The following is an 18,485-nucleotide window of genomic DNA, read 5'->3' as shown; positions in this document are numbered from 1 at the left end:
AAAATGAGCCTAAGTATCGCACAGTTCGGCGGCTGAGTTTAGTCGATTCTGTGATCTCCGTTTCTCCGCCAGTGTACCTATCACTGTGATGGGGATGGGAGCGTTGTGGATTAACTAAGATTCATCCGTGGAAGGGGAATAGCGTGGCTGAAACTGTAAGGCTCAAGTTAACTGTTTGTTGCTAATCGACTTTTAGATAAGTCTTTAAAACAAAGACCTAAGGGCATGACAACGGCTTTTTTAACCGTGCTGCGATGGGGGAATACCGCCTATTTAACATGAGTGCTTAGGGCGGTTTTTCCTTTTGAGCAAATGCTTGGGGGTGTGTTAACATGCGCCCCCTAAAAGACTTCAATCCAAGGCAAAATCATGGGTAACAACGGACTTTCAGGAACCGAGAAAAAAGTCGCGTTTTCTTTAGCCAGTGTATTTGGTTTACGCATGATGGGCTTGTTTATGATCATGCCCGTCTTTGCACTTTATGGTCAGCATCTAGAAGGTTTTTCACCCCTTTGGGTGGGTATCGCCATCGGTGCCTATGGCTTAACTCAGGCGGTTTTGCAGATCCCCATGGGGATTTTATCCGATAAATATGGTCGTAAGCCTGTCATTCTCGCTGGGTTAGTGGTGTTTGCTATCGGCAGTGTCATTGCCGCCAATGCTGAAACCATCTATGGCGTTGTATTTGGCCGGGCTGTACAAGGAATGGGCGCGATTGCCGCAGCCGTATTAGCTCTTGCGGCGGACTTAACGCGGGATGAGCAGCGCACTAAAGTCATGGCGATTATCGGCATGTGTATCGGGCTTTCTTTTGCGCTCTCATTGTTAATGGGACCTATCGTCGCGCAGCATCTTGGGTTGACTGGATTATTTTGGTTAACGGCGTTATTGGCGATTTTGGGAATGTTGCTGATCCAGTTTTTAGTGCCTAATCCAATTACTCAGGCACCCAAAGGGGATACTTTAGCGACTCCAGCAAAGCTCAAACGTATGTTTTTTGAGCCGCAACTATTTAGGCTTAACGCAGGCATTTTTATTCTGCATTTAGTGTTAACCGCAGTGTTTGTGGCCTTGCCACTCGATTTAGTCGATGCAGGTTTAGTCAAAGAAAAACACTGGATGCTGTATTTCCCTGCGTTTGTGGGCGCTTTCTTTTTGATGGTGCCATTAATTATTATCGGGGTTAAGCGTAAGAATACTAAAGCGATGTTCCAAATTGCCTTAGTCATTATGATGTTTGCTCTTGCGGCGATGGCGATTTTCGCCAGCAACCTTTGGGTATTGAGTGTGGCCGTGCTGCTGTTTTTTACTGGTTTTAACTACCTTGAGGCTTCATTACCGAGCTTAATTGCCAAATTTTGCCCTGTCGGTGAAAAGGGCTCAGCGATGGGCGTTTATTCAACTAGCCAATTTTTAGGGGCTTTTTGTGGCGGCATGCTCGGTGGCGGTGCGTTCCAATTAGTCGGTGCCGTTGGGGTGTTTATTGTGGCGCTGGTACTGATGGGCATTTGGTTATTACTTACCTTGGGGATGAAAAATCCTGTACTGCTTAAGAGTTACACCCTAGAGGCAGCGGTAAAAGATAAAAACCAAGCCCGTGATATGGCGGCGCAGTTGTCGCAATTAATGGGCGTGGTCGAAGCGATTGTGGTGCTCGATGAGAAAGTCGCTTATCTCAAGGTTGACGAGCATTTCGATTTAAGAGAAGCCCGAGCTGTGTTAGGCTCTGCTCAATAATATGTGTGCCTGCCAATAGTATTTGGGGAAGCAGATTTTCCTCTATGGCGACACAGATAAACAACATACTGAATTAATAGATTATTTAAAGAATCGCAGGAGATTTCAATGGCCAGTCGTGGTGTTAACAAGGTAATTTTGGTTGGCAATTTGGGACAAGATCCAGAAGTACGTTACATGCCAAACGGTAACGCAGTCGCTAACATTACAGTGGCGACCAGCGAATCGTGGAAGGACCAACAAGGTCAACAGCAAGAACGTACTGAATGGCACCGTGTGGTTCTGTTTGGAAAATTAGCTGAAATCACTGGTGAGTACCTGCGTAAAGGTTCGCAGGTTTACCTCGAAGGTAAATTGCAAACCCGTAAGTGGAAAGACCAAAGTGGCCAAGACCGTTACTCAACGGAAGTGGTGATTGATCAAAGCGGTAGCATGCAAATGCTAGGTAGCCGCAACCAAGGTGGTCAAGGTGCCCCAATGGGGGGGATGCCACAAAACGGCGGTTACCAATCAGCCCCACAACAAGCTGCTCCTGCGCAAAACCAATACGCGCCAGCACCGCAAGCGGCTCCGGCTTATCAAGCACCAGCGCCACAACCTCAATCTGGCTACAATCAGCCTCCAGCTCAGCAAAGCTATGGTCAGCAACAGGCGCAACCCCATGTTCAGCCTCACGCTCAGCCACAGCAGGGCGGTTATGCACCTAAGCCTGCAGCTCCGGCGTATCAAGCGCCAGCGGCTCCTGCACAGCGCCCTGCGCCACAGCCACAGCAAAACTTTACTCCAGATTTGGATGACGGTTGGGACGACGATATCCCGTTCTAGCCATTACTTTAGAATCATTTTGAGATTCAAAAACACAGCCCCGTTTACGGGGCTTTGTTTTAGCCTCACTTCGCAAATGAGGGCAACATACTTGATTTAGCTGGATTTACAGGATGTAAAGATGGAACGATTTTATAAGTTGCAGAGTTTTTACCATCGAGATGTGTATTTTGTGTATGGTGAGCGAAATGTACAGTCCTATGCTGATGCCTTGACTCAACCCTCGAATGGCGTTGGCCCCTTTTACTATGAAGTGGACGTCCTTGATGATGAGATAACGCAATACGACATTTTACCCACTCTTGGACCTGAGCTGGTAAGCGCAGCATTTGTTGAGCAATTTCGAGATGTTATAGGTCAAGCGGTTCAATTTATTCCCGCCGAAATTTGTGATGCACAGGGGAATATCAATCGGCAGTTTTATGGGATGCAAGTGCTTAATCGTTATGCCTGCTTGGATTTAATTCGATCGCAGATAAGCTATCCACCTATGGACAACACCGCTTTTTGGAGATCCATTCCTTAGTGATTGACGCCAGTAAAGTGATTGAACCATCGATATTTTCTTTACAGGAAAAGCTGGGCTATATCCTAGTGAACCAAGCTTGCTATCCTTGTGTCAGTGCTGCGGGGCGTGGAGAGTGTTGCGCTGGGTTAAGGAATCAATAAAAAAGCCCAGCAATAGTCAAATTGCTGGGCTTACATGAGTTAGCTTAATTTAAAAATCAAAGCCCACGGATAAGGCAACTACATCGGTATGATAGCCGTCCAAGCGGTAGCTGCGCAGTGCTAGGCCGATGGCCCAGTGTTCAGCGGGGAGATAATCAAGTCCCATACCGACATACAAATCGGTACCGTTTTGGCTTTGGTGTTGATAGCTAAAGGCACCCTCTTTGATTTTGAGTAGTGTGCTGTAATCACCTTCCCAAAAGAATGCACCCGCTCTGCCACTGAGTACTAACTTGTCCATGAGTGGATAGAAGTAACTCATACCAATACTGGCACCCGATGCACTATCAGGATGACTCAGGCTCACTTTATCCAAGTAAGATTCCACTTCGAGTTGATCGACTTGGCCTGTAAAACTCACCGAGACATTGCCAAGGTCGACATAGCCCAGCTCAATCCCCCAGTTAGGATGGATTTTGTAGCCTAGCTCGAACCAGTAACTCTTTGATGTGTCATCAAAGTCAGTCACCTTGATGGTATCAGAAATTTTGGTGAGTTCTGCTGCAATATCACTGCGCTCGACACTGGAATGGCCTTGTCCGGCACCTAGCTGCAGATACAGATTGTCAGCATTAAACTCTACCGCGTTAGCGCCAAAACTGAGTCCCAGTAATGCAAGTAAGCCAGTGATTCGACGACCAAAGCGTCTTACGCCCGCCATGAATCCCATTAACAACACCATACCTAAGCCCATGCTACCACTACCATTTGTTGTCACTTCAACCTCATGCATTATGGGTTGTCCAATACCGCCCGGATCTTTGACCGTACCGTTCACTTTACTATCGCTATCGTTCGGTCCACCATCTTTGATGGTAAGCTGCACGCACCAATCACCTTCTTTTAAGCCCGGTTTAAAGGCGTCAGATCCTGGCGCAGGGCAGTAACCCTGTTCTCCTTTCGCTGAGCTTAAATGGTTATTGGTGTCTTCAACAAAGTTAAACCAACCTTTGCCTTCGACATATTTACGGTAAACTGCACGGCTTGGAATGGCTTCTCGCTGAGGCAGAACCACATTCACCGATTGACCCATTTCTGGAAGGTTACTGACGATAAAATCAAAATATCCTCCCTTATTCGGCACGTCATCCACAGTCAGTTTTGAGATTTTAAAGTCATTTGGTGTGACTTCAGCACCGTCAAAGGCGCTGCTCATCGAGACTTGACCTAGGGTAAGTTTTACGCCGGCGTCAGCTTCAATGATATAGGCATTAGTGGATAAGCCACGCTCAGGCAGCAGATGGGTTTCGTCGATGTTATCCAAATAGTCTGGAATACCATCCTGATCCGTATCTGTTAACCCTTCTTCGCGATCGCTTAAGCCATCACTGTCGGTATCGCGTTCCGCTAATTCGGGTGTTGTTGCTAACACCTTGAGCAGGATATTGATCTCAGCAGTTTGGGCGGGTGAGCCATTATCGATCACAGTGGCAGACAGGCTAAGCATGTTTGCCTTTAACTGTGAAGGATCGAAGCTTAGCAGTTGTTTAGTTTCACTGATGTCCGCGGTGACGCCTTCTGGTAACAGCCAGCGAATATCGTGCTTGCTATTATCATCAAGGATGCTCAGTGCCAGTTCGACTAGGCCTGCATCTTTTGCAATACTGGTGACTTGCTGATGATTTTGCTTCGCGATAAGCGTGAGTTCTGGTGCAACATTGGTTTCGACGATGCGGGTCTTGTGGGTGTTTTTAACCCCCCAGTTTTGTTCACCAACAAAGCTCAGTTCAATTAGCTCTTCCGCTTCTTTTACCTGATCTGCCAGAATGCTAAAGGGTACCTGTACTTCTACACCAGATTCAATAATGACCGAACCACTGCTTAAATTGTGATCTTCACTATCGGCACTGCCCCCTACCGTGTAGTCAACGACAACCGGATAAGTGGGTGAATCGCCATTGAGCACCACTTTAAAGCGGCTGTCTCTACCTTCTGACACAGTGGCATCTTTACCGAACGAAATGGTGGGGTAAATATCCACAATTTGTTCAGCGCTACCTATGTTTCCTGCGGCATCCTGTGCTTTCCAAGTGATAATGTGACGTCCCGGACGTAGCATTAACCCCTCTTCAACCATGCCTACCGCGGTGACGGCACAACAAGCCTCATTGCCCGCATCGCTTGCAGTGACCGTTCCTTGAGTCTGTAACAGCTGAGCATCCACTTTAGTAAACAAGGTGGTGGCATTGAGACTGACGTTGGCAGGGACATTCACTACTGGAGCGACATCGTCCTTTTTAGGATTGGTATTTTGTAAAAACTCATCAAGGTTAGAGCGACCGTCTTGATCAAGGTCCTTGTTCGCATCGGTTGCATCCAGAGGATTTAGACCGTTTTCAAGCTCCCAAGCATCTGGCATACCATCATTATCATCATCGGCGTCGGCATTGTTACCGATACCGTCTTTGTCGGTATCAACAGACTCGTTAGGGTCTAGTGGGAAAGCATCCTGTGCATCATTGACACTATCACCGTCATCATCTGGATCGGCGTTATTACCGATACCATCTTTGTCAGTGTCGACCGTTTCATTTGGATCGAGTGGGAAGGCATCCTGCGCATCATTGACGCCGTCATTGTCATCGTCTGGATCGGTATTGTTGCCGATACCGTCTTTGTCGGTATCGACAGATTCAGCCGGATCAAACGGGAAGGCATCCTGCGCATCATTGACACTATCACCGTCATCATCTGGATCGCCATTGTTACCGATACCGTCTTTGTCAGTGTCGACAGTTTCATTTGGATCGAGCGGGAACACATCCTGTGCATCATTGACGCTGTCATTGTCATCATCTGGATCGGCATTGTTACCGATACCGTCTTTGTCGGTATCAATAGATTCAGCTAGATCCAGTGGGAAGGCATCTTGTGCATCTTTGACGCCGTCATTGTCATCGTCAGGATCGGCATTGTTACCTATACCATCTTTGTCAGTGTCGACCGTTTCATTTGGGTCGAGCGGGAAGGCATCCTGCGCATCATTGACACTATCTCCGTCATCATCAGGATCGGCATTGTTACCAATACCATCTTTGTCGGTATCAACTGACTCGTTAGGGTCTAGTGGGAAGGCATCTTGTGCGTCAATCACACCGTCGTTGTCATCGTCGGTGTCGGCATTGTTACCGATACCGTCGTTGTCATCGTCGGTGTCGGCATTGTTACCGATACCGTCGTTGTCGGTATCTACCCATTCAGTTGAGTCGAGTGGGAACACATCCTGTGCATCATTGACACCATCACCATCGTCATCAGGGTCGACGTTGTTACCAATACCATCGTTATCAGTATCCTCTTCAACGGTAATGTCCATAGAGGAAGGGGCATTGATGTAAGCATTGCCCACAAAGGCTTGCCAGCTAAAGCGGTCTTGGCCGAAGAAACCTGCATTAGGGGTATAGATTAAATTGTCAAAATCAGCACTGATAATTTCTTGGTTGACTGTGACTTCTGTGCCATTCAGCGTTAAGCTGCCATTAGTGGGCAATGATTCAATTTTTATTTTGGCAAGGGTAATGCCGTTAATGTCTACGAAATCAATGGCTTGAAAATGAATAGTATTATTTTCTACCATGATTTTGGTGATAGCGGCCGCTTGAGCAACATTTTTGGCGATATTGGCTAATTCAGAGGTTTTACCTGCGGCATAGTGCCAGGTGAAACTTTCACTCTGCCCAGGTCGTAGATCTGCCATTCGTACATAAAACGCGTAGGAGCCATCATTTGTTGCGTCGATTGCTGAAGTCGCAGGATCTTGATTGATTACATTTTCAAATTGACAGCAACGTTGTTGCACTACGTTTGCCTTTGTTGACGGGGAGAAAAACAACACTCCGCTATTGCCGCCAATAATTTGCAGTGCCTTGCCTTTTTCAGAGGTGGCTGCTAATTGGGTAAAAACGCCATTGACTAAGTTGCCGCGGTTTTTTGTTGGACGATCCAGAGTCCCAACATAATCATCCCGTGTACCAACCCACATACGTAGGTTGGTGGCATTCACCGTTGAACGGTTGGTGATTTGGGTGGTGATATTAATAAAGGCGGAATTTTGTGGCAGGGTATAGCTGGTTTTATATTCTAGCTCCAATCCATCGATGCTAAACGTACCAACCGAGACAATCGTACCGTAACCCTTATCACCGTTATATTTAGTAAAGCCTGAGTAATCAAGCGCTTGGTTGGTTAAGACAGGATTAGTTACTATGGTACCAGTATTGTTCCATTCATTTGTACCGTCACCACCGACGCCAATAGCGCTATCTAATGGATAGTTTGAAAACGTAAGTTGATACCATTGATTTGCGCTTTGATCGAAGTAGAAGGGTTGTTGTAGGTTACCATTAGTATTGACGGAGTTTTCAGCTCCTGTACCAAAACGGATTTGGCCGCTATCTAGTACTTCCGCTGCGTAAACAGTGAGGGCGTTCAAAATTCTGTGTCAGGCTAATTTTTAAATTTCTAGCACGCTATCTAAACGTCCTTCAAAATAAATCGCTAACTGAGATAAACAAAGGCTCCAATTGTGGATTGGCATGGTCCATTTATCTGAGGCGTTTAATATGCCTGCGTAAAGTAGCTTCAACAAGCTATTTTCATTAGGAAAAGCACCTTTGGTTTTGGTGAGCTTTCTAAATTGGCGATGTACAGCCTCAACTGCATTGGTCGTGTAAATCACTTTCCTGATATGTTCTGGGTACTTAAAATAATGAGACAAATTATGCCATTTGCGACGCCAAGAGTTGATTACCAACGGATAAGCATCACCCCATTTGGCCTCCAGTTCGTCCAATGCCATCTCTGCGGCTTCTTTACTCACGGCTCGATACACAGGCTTTAAATCAGCCATAAACGCTTTCTGATTTTTTGAGGCGACATACTTCATTGAGTTACGGATCTGGTGGATAACGCATAGCTGTGTTTCCGTATGAGGAAAGATACTGGCTATGGCCTCAGGGAAACCGGTCAAGCCGTCAACACAGGCGATAAGAATATCTTTTACACCACGATTATTAAGATCGGTCAGTACGGATAGCCAGTAATTAGCGCCTTCATTTTCGGATAAGTGAAGCCCTAAAATTTCCTTTTTTCCTTTCATATTAAGCGCTAACAATGTGTAAACGGCTTTACTGACGTAACGCCCATCCTCTTTGACTTTATAATGTATCGCATCAAGCCAAACGATAGGATAATGGCTATCTAATGGGCGCTGCTGCCACGCTTTAAGTTCGGGGATGAGTTTGTCAGTGATAGCACTGACTGTTGCGTTAGACACATTGAGCCCATACATATCTTCAACATGTTGATTAATATCGCGATAGCTCATACCTATACTGAACATCGATAACACTTTACGTTCGATTTCATCGGTTAGTGTAGTTTGATTTTTCTTAATCAACTGAGGCTCAAAGGTGCCATTGCGGTCTCTAGGCGCGTCTAACTCAAAGTTACCGGACGGATGCTTAATGGTCTTAGGGGTTTTGCCATTTTTACGATTAGGCTGAGGATCATGCGCTAAATGCTGCTCAAGCTCAGCCTGGAGAGCCGCTTCAGTGAGTTGCTTGATCAGTGGGCCAAGAATGCTGTCTTTACCTGTGAGGCTTTTACCTGATTGCAGATCTTTAAGGGCTTGTTCGAAGTTAAAAGGTTGGGTCATGTGTCATTCCTGTTTTTGAATATTTTACTGAAATGACACAGAATTATGAACACTACCTAAACAGTATACGAACCTATTGTGCAGCATCCTGCTATTGTTAAAGAAAGTAATTTACTACTCATTTATTGCCCTATGCGTTTTATTTTATTAAATATATTTTTGCATTAGATCTACCAAGCTCGTTTCAGTTAACCTGAGCATAACCTCCTAAAATATCTATAAAACCTTTTGTTTTTTGAGCATGTTTTTAGTTAATGCTGAAAAAAAGTGTTAACGTAGGTGAATACTCTAAATGTGTATAAAAAGTCAGTTATCAATATATTTTGTCTAAAGTTGATTTTATACACTGTTTCAAATGCTCTCATTTGGTGTGAAAGGTAAATTAATTAGCTATGATGTTAAATATATTAATCTTTTAATGTATTAGTGGATATGGGGAGTTGATTTATTTTTTTGCATTTATATAAAAATTTAAATGGTTTTTGTTGTTTTTTACTGGTAATGAGCGTTACTAAGTTGGCTAATAATGGCTATATAGTGTTTTTTGTACATAATTTACAATTTATGAAATAAAAATAATGAAAAACAAGTTGTTAAATTAATTTTAATTAATCTTTAAGGTGGGATGTCGTTCGTTTCATGAGCAGAGCTGTAATAGGTCGTTTTTTGTGTGGGAGGCGGTTCAATTGTGACGCCCTAAATTGCAGTCAACTGCCCGCAAATACACTCTTTCCGCCATGCTCATGTAATCCTCATTACTAGGGCGTGTTGACGTTTCAGGGTTATTTTTGCAGCAATTTGGCTGGCTTTTATGCAAGGCAAAGTCCGTGCAGTGTAGTTATTCTACATAAACGGACGATAACGCGGCAGAAAATCCAGCCAAATGCTGCCCGAAGGGTTCGTCTGGCAAGCCCTTGCTCTTTGTCACTCGTCATTTGAGTAGAATAACTACACATCATTCCTCGTTTCGCGAGCACGAACTTGCCAGAACGAACAAAATTTAATCTCGAAACGTCAACACGCCCTAGAGCCCTAGGTTTTATGCGAACCAAGCAAGCTTACCTACCTGTTACTTATGTTATTCGCTGTTGAGCGAGGAGTTTTTTACCCTTGGGTTAATGCTTCTAACTCGATAAAAAAGTCATTGCCGTTGTTAAATTTTTTTGAAGATATTTGATGAATTATCAAGGTGACAATCGCTTTTGGTATGGTGTAAGGTATTGATTTTGTGACTTAAAGCATTTTAATGGCTATAGTGAAAAGTTAATTTATCAATATTGAGGTAAGCATTTTCTCCGGTTAATAAACCTATTCTTGGGGAGAAAATAAACTTTTATGACTAATTTAAAACAAATCCAGTTTAAACGCCTGTGGCTATTGCTGCTCTTCATCAGCATGGCCTTACCATTAAGCGCGACCGAAGCGCCTTTGTGGCCTGAGTCGGCCAATTTACCCTTAAGCGAGCGCGTTCACAGCGGTGAACTTGCCAATGGTATGCGTTATTTATTGGTTAGCAATAAGACGCCGGAGCAGGCAGTCATAGTGCGGATGCGGGTGGATGTAGGCTCTTTGGTTGAGTCGGATTCCGAGCAAGGATTAGTGCACTTTCTTGAGCATATGGCTTTTAATGGCTCCACGGGACTCGCAGCGGGGGAGATGATGCCGACATTGCAGCGCCTTGGCCTGAGTTTTGGTGCTGATACCAATGCGGTGACTGAATTTCAGCAAACGGTTTATCAGTTGAACTTACCGAGCAATAGCCAAGATAAAGTCGATACCGCCTTGTTTTTAATGCGCGAAATCGCCAGTAATCTGTTGCTTGACCCCGCCATTATCGAGCGCGAAAAAGCGGTGGTCTTGTCTGAACTACGTGAGCGCAGTAGCACTGATTTAGAAAACTATCGCCACCAGTTAGCCTTTTTAATGCCGCAAACCTTGCTGTCGCAGCGCTTTCCCGTAGGAGAGGCGACGAGCATTCAAAATGCGAATCGTGAAACGTTATTGTCCCTCTATCAGCGTTTTTATACGCCATCCCGTACGACCTTAATCGTGGTGGGCGATATCGATGTCGGCAGCATCGAGCAAAAAATCACCCAGCAATTTGCTAATTGGCAAGCGGCGCCGCAGGCCGCTGGGGTGAAGGCGCAATCGATAGGCATGGTGCAGGCTAACGCCTCCGTTGAGGCGGCGGCATTTTTTGATCCAAGTCTGCAACCCTCTGTTTCTTTGGGTATGTTAACTCCTCAAACGCCAAGGCCAGATTCGCCCGCACTACGTGAGCAGGAGATGTTATTAGAGATTGCCCACGGCATTTTGTATCGTCGTTTAGAGTCACAGTTGCTACATAGCCAAGGTTTGTATGGCGTGAGTCTACAAATTGGGCCGCAATATGATATTGCCTACGGCACGCAAATGACGCTGGGAACGCAGGAAAACAACTGGCAGCAAGGGCTTGCGTTGTTGGAACAAACACTACGTCAGGCGCTGGAATTTGGCTTTAGCCAACAGGAAATCGACCAACAGCTAAAAAGAATGCACAAGAGCTATCAGCTTAATACAGCGGGGAGTAGCACTATCCACAGTGTGAACATTGCCGAAAGCTTAGTGAGTGCGGTAGCGAGCAGGCGCGTGCCTGTGGAGCCTGAGTGGCAACTCGCATTGTTTGAAAAGCTGATGCCAAGTGTTACACCGCAAAAACTGCAACAGCTGTTTAAACAGACTTGGGAAGGGACGCCTTATCTGTATCTAACCAATAATAAACTCATTGAAAATATTGAAAAAAAGCTGATAGATGTCTATCGCGCGAGTCAAAAGCAAGCGGTTAAGACGCCAGAAACCAAAGCAATTGCAGAATTTGGCTATAGCCAATTTGGTGAGCTTGGGCAGATTGTTGCCGATCAGCGTGATGCTGCAACAGGGATACGCAAGGTACAGTTTGCTAATGGTGTGCGCCTTAATCTAAAGCCGACAACCTTCAATAAGGGGGTCACGCTCGTCAGTTTGAATATCGGTTTTGGTGAGATAGCTTTCCCTGAGTTAGATGGCTTGTCCTATCTGTTTAACCGTGCGTTTGTCGAGGGCGGTTTGGGACTTCACGATTTAGATAGCTTGCAGGAGATTTTTGCTGGCCAAGATATCTCAGTCAGTTTGAGTTTGCGTGAGCAGAGTTTTGGCGGTGAGATTAGTGCCAATGCGGCCGAGCTTCGCACTCAATTAGGCGTGCTAACGGCTTACCTAGTCGATCCCGGTATGGATAAGCAGGCAGAGCAGTTATTCCGTGAACAAGTAATTGCCGAGCAGCAGAGCATTCATAGTAATCCGCAGTTGGAGTTTTCGAATCAGTTTGCCCGTATTGCCCATAATGGCGATAAACGTTATGGCTATGGCAACCCTGATGAAATCCTTAAACGTCAGTTTGCTGAACTCGCGCCTAGTTTCCATTCTGCGGTACAGCAGGGGGCGATAGAGCTGGCTATCGTTGGTGATTTTGATGAGGACAAAGCCATTGCTGAGGTTGCGCAAACCTTAGGGGCGATTTCCCGTCAGCCGATCCCTAAAGGCCAAACGATTGTGCCAGTATTTCCAAACGTGCCAGCGCAAATCAAGCTGACGCATTATGGTCAAGTTGATATGGCGGCACTGGCGCAGGTGTGGCCGACAACGGATATGACGAACCTAAGTGAACATGCAGGTTTAGGGTTACTCGAACAGGTTCTGAGTATTTTACTTACCGAGAATGTACGCGAAAAAGCGGGTGCGAGTTATTCACCCTCTGCATTTTCATATAATGACTTAAATCCAACGGGATATGGTTATCTCGGCCTATTTAGTGTGACGACTCAGGCTATGTTGCCTGAGGTGGCTAAGTATTACGCCGCCGCAGTTAAGCAGGTTAAAGCGCCATCGGGGATCAGTGAGGATTTGCTCAATCGCGCCCGCCAACCGGTGCTGGAGTGGATGCAGATGGCACCGCAAAGTAATAATTTTTGGTTAGATTTGGCCTCAACCGCCCAAAGCCAACCAGAGCGTTTTGCGGCCTTTAACCAACGCTTGGCGCTGGTGCAACACATCACGCCCGCCGAGTTAAGCCAATTGGCGCAGAAATACTTAAAGGATGATAAAAGCTTAATCATTCAAACCCTTCCTGCACTGGTTGCATCTCAGTAATCTATCAACCCACAAGAAAACCAATAACCCCTGCGATAGCATTTCGCAGGGGGGTTGATGCTTTTATCTGTCATTGCGGAGCATTTTTAGGGCTAGCTTTAATTGTGTCGGTCGCAATTGGAAATTACGGTTGTCGAAAATGCCACTCACGTTTAAGTGAAACCCACATTAGGCTAAGCGCCATATTCTTGTAGAGTGGTGATATGAGTGGTGATGTGATGTTTCGATATCTTTTATGTAGTTTTGGCTTAGTCCTAATGTACCCGACGGGGATCGATATGTACTTAGTTGGGTTGCCGCAAATTGCGAGTCAACTAGGGGCGAGTGAGGCGCAGCTGCACATTGCTTTTTCTGTGTATCTTGCTGGCATGGCGACGACTATGCTGTTTGCGGGCAGTTTAGCCGATAGGATTGGGCGTAAACCCATTACACTTTTTGGCGCCTTATTGTTCGCGCTAGCCTCCTACTTTGCGGCGGGCTCACAAACCAGCGATCTGTTTTTAATCGCGCGCTTTGCGCAAGGTATTGGTGCGGGTTGTTGTTATGTCGTCGCGTTCGCGATTTTGCGTGATGTCTTAGACGATAAGCGCCGAGCCAAGGTGCTCTCAATGGTGAATGGCGTGACCTGTATTATCCCTGTGATCGCGCCTGTGATTGGCCATTTAATCATGCTTAAGTTTCCATGGCCTAGCTTGTTTTACACTATGGCGGCGATGGGGTTACTGGTATTCGCCCTGTGCCTATTGGTATTGCGTGAAACCCATTCTAAAGCAGCATTTCACACTCAAGCTTTGCCAGGTGTGCAAAGGGAATCCTTTAAACAAGGCTTTTTTATCAGTCGCCTAGTCATAACAACCTTAGGTGTGACCACGATTTTAAGCTATGTGAATGTGTCTCCCATGCTGATTATGGGGCAGATGGGGTTTGACCGTGGCCAATATTCCAATACCATGGCAATGATGGCATTGGTGAGTATGTTAGCCTCATTTTCGACGCCCTTTTTGCTTAACCGGTTTAAAGAAAAATCATTAATTTTGTTCTCCCAAGGGTTATTCGTTGCGGCCGCCTTAGTGTTTATCTTGACTCAATTGGGCGGGGTTAGTCATTCATTTAACCTGTTAGGTTTTGCTTTTGTTTGTTCCGGTTTTTCAATTGGATTTGGGGTGACCATGAGTCAGGCGCTTAGCCCATTTGTGGCTCGGGCAGGAGTGGCCAGCTCATTACTGGGGATTGCCCAAGTGTGTACTTCAGCTTTGTATATTTGGGTGATGGGTCTGCTCGAAGTGAGCGCGATTAATATATTATTACTTATCCTCAGCGTTGGTGCGCTGGTAAGTATCACGCTAATGTTAGCGGTGCCTAAAATGTCGGAAATGGTAGTTAATGAGCAAATCCCTGAGTCGGCTTGACCTCAATTTGTTGTTTACTTTTCAGCTGCTATCGCAGGAGCGGAGCGTGTCTAAGGCCGCTAAAAAGCTCAATGTTACGCCATCGACTGTGAGTAAATCCTTGGCGAAATTGCGCGATTGGTTTGACGACCCACTATTTATTAAAACACCCCAGGGATTGCAGCTCACGCCATTAGCCCAAAGCATGGAGCATGACTTAGCCGATTGGTTACAAATGGGCAAACAGCTTATGGGCAAGCGCGGGGATGATATGACGAAAGGGCTCAGTTTTGAGCTGATGCTTGAGTCACCTTTGTCGCTCATTATGCTTAATCAATTAACGCAGGCGATTTATCAACACTACCCTGATGCAAAAGTGAAAGTACGAAATTGGGATTATGATTCGCTGGAGGCCATTATTCGCGGTGAGGCTGACATAGGTTTTACTGGCCGAGAAAGTCATCCTCGCTCCAAGGAGTCCCTTGATTTATTGCCTTATTTTATCGATTTTGAGGTTTTATTTACCGATCTTCCCCAGGTGTATTTGCGCCGCAATCATCCCGCCTTACAGGAAGAGTGGAGCATAGACACCTTTCTTAAATATCCGCATATCAATATCTTGTGGGAAAAGAGCGAAACCTGGGCCTTAGATGATGTGCTTATTGAGCTTGGCCTGAGTCGTAATATTGTGCTGACCTTGGCCAGTTTTGAGCAGTCACTGTTTGTCGCGGCAGAGCCTCACCACAGCATGATGGCAATTGCGCCGCAATATTGTGAGCAATATGCCCGCCAATTACACCCTGACTTAGTCACTCGCCCGATCCCGATAAGTGGCGAATATCTTAATAAACTCGCCATTCCTTTTACCTTGATTTGGCATAAGAGAAACAGCCATAACCCCAAAATCACTTGGCTGCGAAGCAAGATAAAAGCGATTTATCAGCCGCGTGCGCGTGATTAAGGCTGTTATTTACTGTATTAACTTTGTTGGGGGGTACCCAATTGCTGGCAAATATATTGGATGCACAATTCTTGCTGCTGACACCATAGCCCGTAGCTGACGGGGATAAGTTTAATGCCCGCGCGCTGTAAGAGTTTATACAGTTCAATATCGAAAAAGTCCGCCCATGGCCCTGGGTAACCAATTAAATCTATTGCTAAATATTGGTTACCATAGCGGCACAGAATATCCAGTTCTAGCCCTGCCATATGGTAGGCGCGCCAGACTGTTATGCCTTTTGCTTCAATCGCCTGTGCCACTGACTGACCGAAGCTATCGAGGGCATCGACATAATTGTGTGCCGCTTGAAATTGGCCCGCCGATGCTAAGTAAGTTGCCAGTAAATTATTATTGGGGAGTTCATGCGCTTGTACCGATAAAAATAGCCACTGCATTTGTTTAGCGCGGGTGATGGCGACATTGAACATATCTTCGCGATTTAAATACACGGCGGCGCGGCTGTCGTTGGCCGTAATGCTAAACGACAGCAGCATTATATCGCGCTCTTCCCCTTGAAAACCAAAGGGCGTGGCAATCCGTAATTGGTGACGCTCTAGTTGTTGTGCGCTAAAGCGCGCGAGGATCTGCTGGGATAAATACTCTGCCTGATTGCGAAAACAGGAGAGCACACCAATGCTGGAGGGCACTAATGCATTCTCTTGTTCATCAATCAGTTGAGACAGTTTTTGAATTAATGCCTCCGCTTCTATGGCGTTAATGCCCTTGCTATCACGGCTGCCAGTCACGTGGACTCGGTGTAAGTGTCCAGAGCTTGTGCAGGGTCTGTGCTGCATAATCTTCAGCATACCTTGATAAAACTGCTGATTACTAAATTGGATCAGCTCAGGTTTACTCCGAAAATGCTCATTTAAAAATACCACTTGGGATTGGCTCGCAAGGGATTGCGATACTAAGTCGAGCATACTGGCATCACGGTAGCTCATTAGGCCGCGACAATCTGGGGCAAGTCCGAGTTGCGTTTGGATTTGGGTTTGTTTTGCACGGGATAAAAACGAGAAATGGCGCAGTTGTTTGCTATCTCCCACCACCAGTGCCGCCTTTGCTCGCTGCAAGGCCGGTAAACAGGCGGCAATATTGGCTTGGGTGGCTTCATCAATAATCACTAGATCAAACATTTGCTGCTCCATGGGCAGCACTTTATGCAAGCTGGCAAGGCTCGATAACCAAATGGGAAAGGTTTGCTTTAAGGCATCAAAATCCGTCTTGTAGAAACCATCGAGTTGCTTAGCGGATTGTCGAGCGCGAAGTGCACTGGCAAAACTCACCAGCGTACTGCGCTTATGTTTGAGTAATTGGTTTAATCGATAGTGAGTGGCCAATTGTAAGTATTTGAGGCTTAAGTCTTCTTTTTGCGCGATGAGGGCCGTTAATTTATCGAGTTCATGCCATTGCTGGGCAAACCTTTTGATACCTGCACGGTAAGCCCAGTTGTAAAATCCTAAGCGCCAGCGCGATTGTCCTTGTTGTAAGGTCGCCAGTTTTTGGCCGCGACGTATGGCGTGGCGGCAATGATGTATAAAGCCCGCTTCCATTTTGGTTTGCTGACGAGTCACAGTATTAAGTTGCTGTTTTGCATTGAGTAGTCGGATATCCGAGATGGCTTCATCAGTCGCTGGATGCTGACCATGGAGCATTTCATCTATCTGGTTTTTAAGGACTTTAATAAACTGCGGCGAGCCAGCTCGAATAAGACTGCTCCCAAGCTGGAATTGTTGCTGCAACTTATCGGCAATCACATCAACGGCAACATCGGTGTGGGCGACGATAAGTACCGATTTGCCCCTTAATACCTGCTCCGCCGCCACTGTGGCTATGGTGTAACTTTTACCCGTTCCCGGTGGGCCCGATATCTGTCCCAAAGTATGATTGGCCGCCACCTTTAAGGCTTGAATTTGCGCGCGGCTTAATAGCCCAGGAAGATAAGCCTCTTGTGTGTCTACACTGGCGCTAATGTTATTGATGCCAGTTGGGGGCGTGTCCGCAAAGAGTGCTTGAAGCGGCGCAGAGAAGGCGAGGGCGGTGCTGAGTTTGTCGAGTTCGTGCAAAATGCCCCTACTCGCGATCGAACGTTCTGCCAAAATGATTTGGCTGCGACTAACCATAAACTGCCCACGTTTACGGCATAAGCTCGTGAATTCAGCCTCATCGATCAGCTTGGGAAAATGCAATAAATGACTGGTATCGACATCGGCTTGGCCCGCCCGCAGCCAAGCTATCCAGCCACTGACATCCGTTGGATTGTCGCGTAACTCTTGGCTTAGGCTATGTCCTTCAACGACTAATTTTTCTAACAGGGCTTCATTGATGGTGAATGGCCCGCCGCTAGAGAAGCTGTTATTAGATTCGAGGTAAATGTTTTCGCCATCGGCCTGTAACTGGCATTCGCGGTACAGCAGTGGCGTCACGACTTTACGTTTTTCGCCATTAAGGTCGACTGTGCCGCAGAAAAACAGACAACAGTGCAATAATACCTTTTCACGTAGATACAAAGCACTACGTGCTAGTAATGCACTGGCGGGGGCAAATGGCACGGGTAAACGGGGGAGAAAGCCACTGCTTAACTCGTCTTCACCTTGGAGTAATAGCTTTTCTTGCTCGGCAAGCTTGTGGCTAGACCAGAGATTGATTTCGGCACTATCGTGTTGAAAACAGAGTTTGTAGTAGTTAAGAATCCCTTGCAAATCCTATCCATCCCAGAGGTTTCATTGGCGATGCGAGAGTAACCCAATCGTATAAGACGAACAAGGTTGTCGCGTGTCTTGGGATGGAGCCAAAGCAGGTTAAAGTCCGAACGCCTGTGCTTAAAGCCAAATAATTTTTAGCGTAAAAGAAGTTATTTGAGTTGTAAGTAAACGTATCTCAAAAGGTATTTGTATCAATTCAGTGCCCCAGAAATGTGATTTGTATCAATATCGGCCAGGTTACTGAGATGTTTGTTAAGTGTTTGAGTTTGTAAAATATT

General features: G+C 46.0%; 9 protein-coding genes. 6 read left to right on the top strand and 3 right to left on the bottom strand.

Annotation, left to right across the window (positions count from 1 at the left end; genetic code table 11):
- The first annotated feature begins 369 nt into the window (after nucleotides 1–369).
- The 3 genes from SO_RS18720 to SO_RS18710 all read left to right on the top strand — a co-directional run bounded on the left by SO_RS18720 (nucleotide 370) and on the right by SO_RS18710 (nucleotide 3,088).
- A complete protein-coding gene (locus SO_RS18720) occupies nucleotides 370–1,737 on the top strand; it encodes an MFS transporter (protein ID WP_011073745.1) in 1,368 nt (455 codons plus the stop codon).
- Nucleotides 1,738–1,845: 108 nt separating this feature from the next.
- Entirely contained in the window at nucleotides 1,846–2,562 is a 717-nt protein-coding gene (gene ssb, locus SO_RS18715; RefSeq protein ID WP_011073744.1) for a single-stranded DNA-binding protein, read from the top strand.
- Nucleotides 2,563–2,683: 121 nt separating this feature from the next.
- Nucleotides 2,684–3,088, top strand: a complete 405-nt coding sequence (locus tag SO_RS18710; RefSeq protein WP_164925777.1) for a hypothetical protein — start codon at nucleotides 2,684–2,686, stop codon at nucleotides 3,086–3,088.
- 192 nt (nucleotides 3,089–3,280) lie between these two features.
- On the opposite strand, the gene SO_RS18705 is transcribed toward SO_RS18710, so the two are convergent.
- Complete coding sequence (locus SO_RS18705; RefSeq protein ID WP_164925776.1) at nucleotides 3,281–7,723, bottom strand: choice-of-anchor U domain-containing protein; 4,443 nt, start codon at nucleotides 7,721–7,723, stop codon at nucleotides 3,281–3,283.
- Between the two features lie 21 nt (nucleotides 7,724–7,744).
- Nucleotides 7,745–8,947 carry an IS256-like element ISSod4 family transposase gene (locus SO_RS18700; protein WP_005054087.1) on the bottom strand — a complete coding sequence of 401 codons (1,203 nt, stop codon included), beginning with the start codon at nucleotides 8,945–8,947 and terminating at the stop codon, nucleotides 7,745–7,747.
- 1,335 nt (nucleotides 8,948–10,282) lie between these two features.
- Here SO_RS18700 and SO_RS18695 point away from each other — a divergent pair.
- From SO_RS18695 to yidZ, 3 genes are all read left to right on the top strand, one after another.
- Nucleotides 10,283–13,114: a M16 family metallopeptidase gene (locus SO_RS18695; RefSeq protein WP_011073743.1), complete on the top strand. Its 2,832-nt coding sequence runs from the start codon at nucleotides 10,283–10,285 to the stop codon at nucleotides 13,112–13,114.
- Between the two features lie 218 nt (nucleotides 13,115–13,332).
- Entirely contained in the window at nucleotides 13,333–14,523 is a 1,191-nt protein-coding gene (locus SO_RS18690; RefSeq protein ID WP_011073742.1) for an MFS transporter, read from the top strand.
- Nucleotides 14,498–15,463 carry an HTH-type transcriptional regulator YidZ gene (gene yidZ / locus SO_RS18685; protein WP_011073741.1) on the top strand — a complete coding sequence of 322 codons (966 nt, stop codon included), beginning with the start codon at nucleotides 14,498–14,500 and terminating at the stop codon, nucleotides 15,461–15,463. Before SO_RS18690 ends, yidZ begins: the two co-directional genes overlap by 26 nt.
- A gap of 17 nt (nucleotides 15,464–15,480) precedes the next feature.
- On the opposite strand, the gene SO_RS18680 is transcribed toward yidZ, so the two are convergent.
- On the bottom strand, nucleotides 15,481–18,204 hold the full coding sequence (locus SO_RS18680; protein WP_011073740.1) for a DEAD/DEAH box helicase: 2,724 nt from the start codon (nucleotides 18,202–18,204) through the stop codon (nucleotides 15,481–15,483).
- Nucleotides 18,205–18,485 lie beyond the last annotated feature (281 nt).

It is taken from the genome of Shewanella oneidensis MR-1, assembly GCF_000146165.2.
Classification (GTDB): domain Bacteria; phylum Pseudomonadota; class Gammaproteobacteria; order Enterobacterales; family Shewanellaceae; genus Shewanella; species Shewanella oneidensis.
This window is presented reverse-complemented; position numbering and strand designations above follow the sequence as displayed.

Excerpts from the sequence above, each read along its gene's own strand:
- SO_RS18700 (WP_005054087.1), bottom strand. The coding sequence starts at position 8,947 with ATGACCCAACCTTTTAACTTCGAACAAGCCCTTAAAGATCTGCAATCA.
- ssb (WP_011073744.1), top strand. The coding sequence starts at position 1,846 with ATGGCCAGTCGTGGTGTTAACAAGGTAATTTTGGTTGGCAATTTGGGA.
- SO_RS18690 (WP_011073742.1), top strand. The coding sequence starts at position 13,333 with ATGTTTCGATATCTTTTATGTAGTTTTGGCTTAGTCCTAATGTACCCG.
- yidZ (WP_011073741.1), top strand. The coding sequence starts at position 14,498 with ATGAGCAAATCCCTGAGTCGGCTTGACCTCAATTTGTTGTTTACTTTT.
- SO_RS18695 (WP_011073743.1), top strand. The coding sequence starts at position 10,283 with ATGACTAATTTAAAACAAATCCAGTTTAAACGCCTGTGGCTATTGCTG.
- SO_RS18710 (WP_164925777.1), top strand. The coding sequence starts at position 2,684 with ATGGAACGATTTTATAAGTTGCAGAGTTTTTACCATCGAGATGTGTAT.
- SO_RS18720 (WP_011073745.1), top strand. The coding sequence starts at position 370 with ATGGGTAACAACGGACTTTCAGGAACCGAGAAAAAAGTCGCGTTTTCT.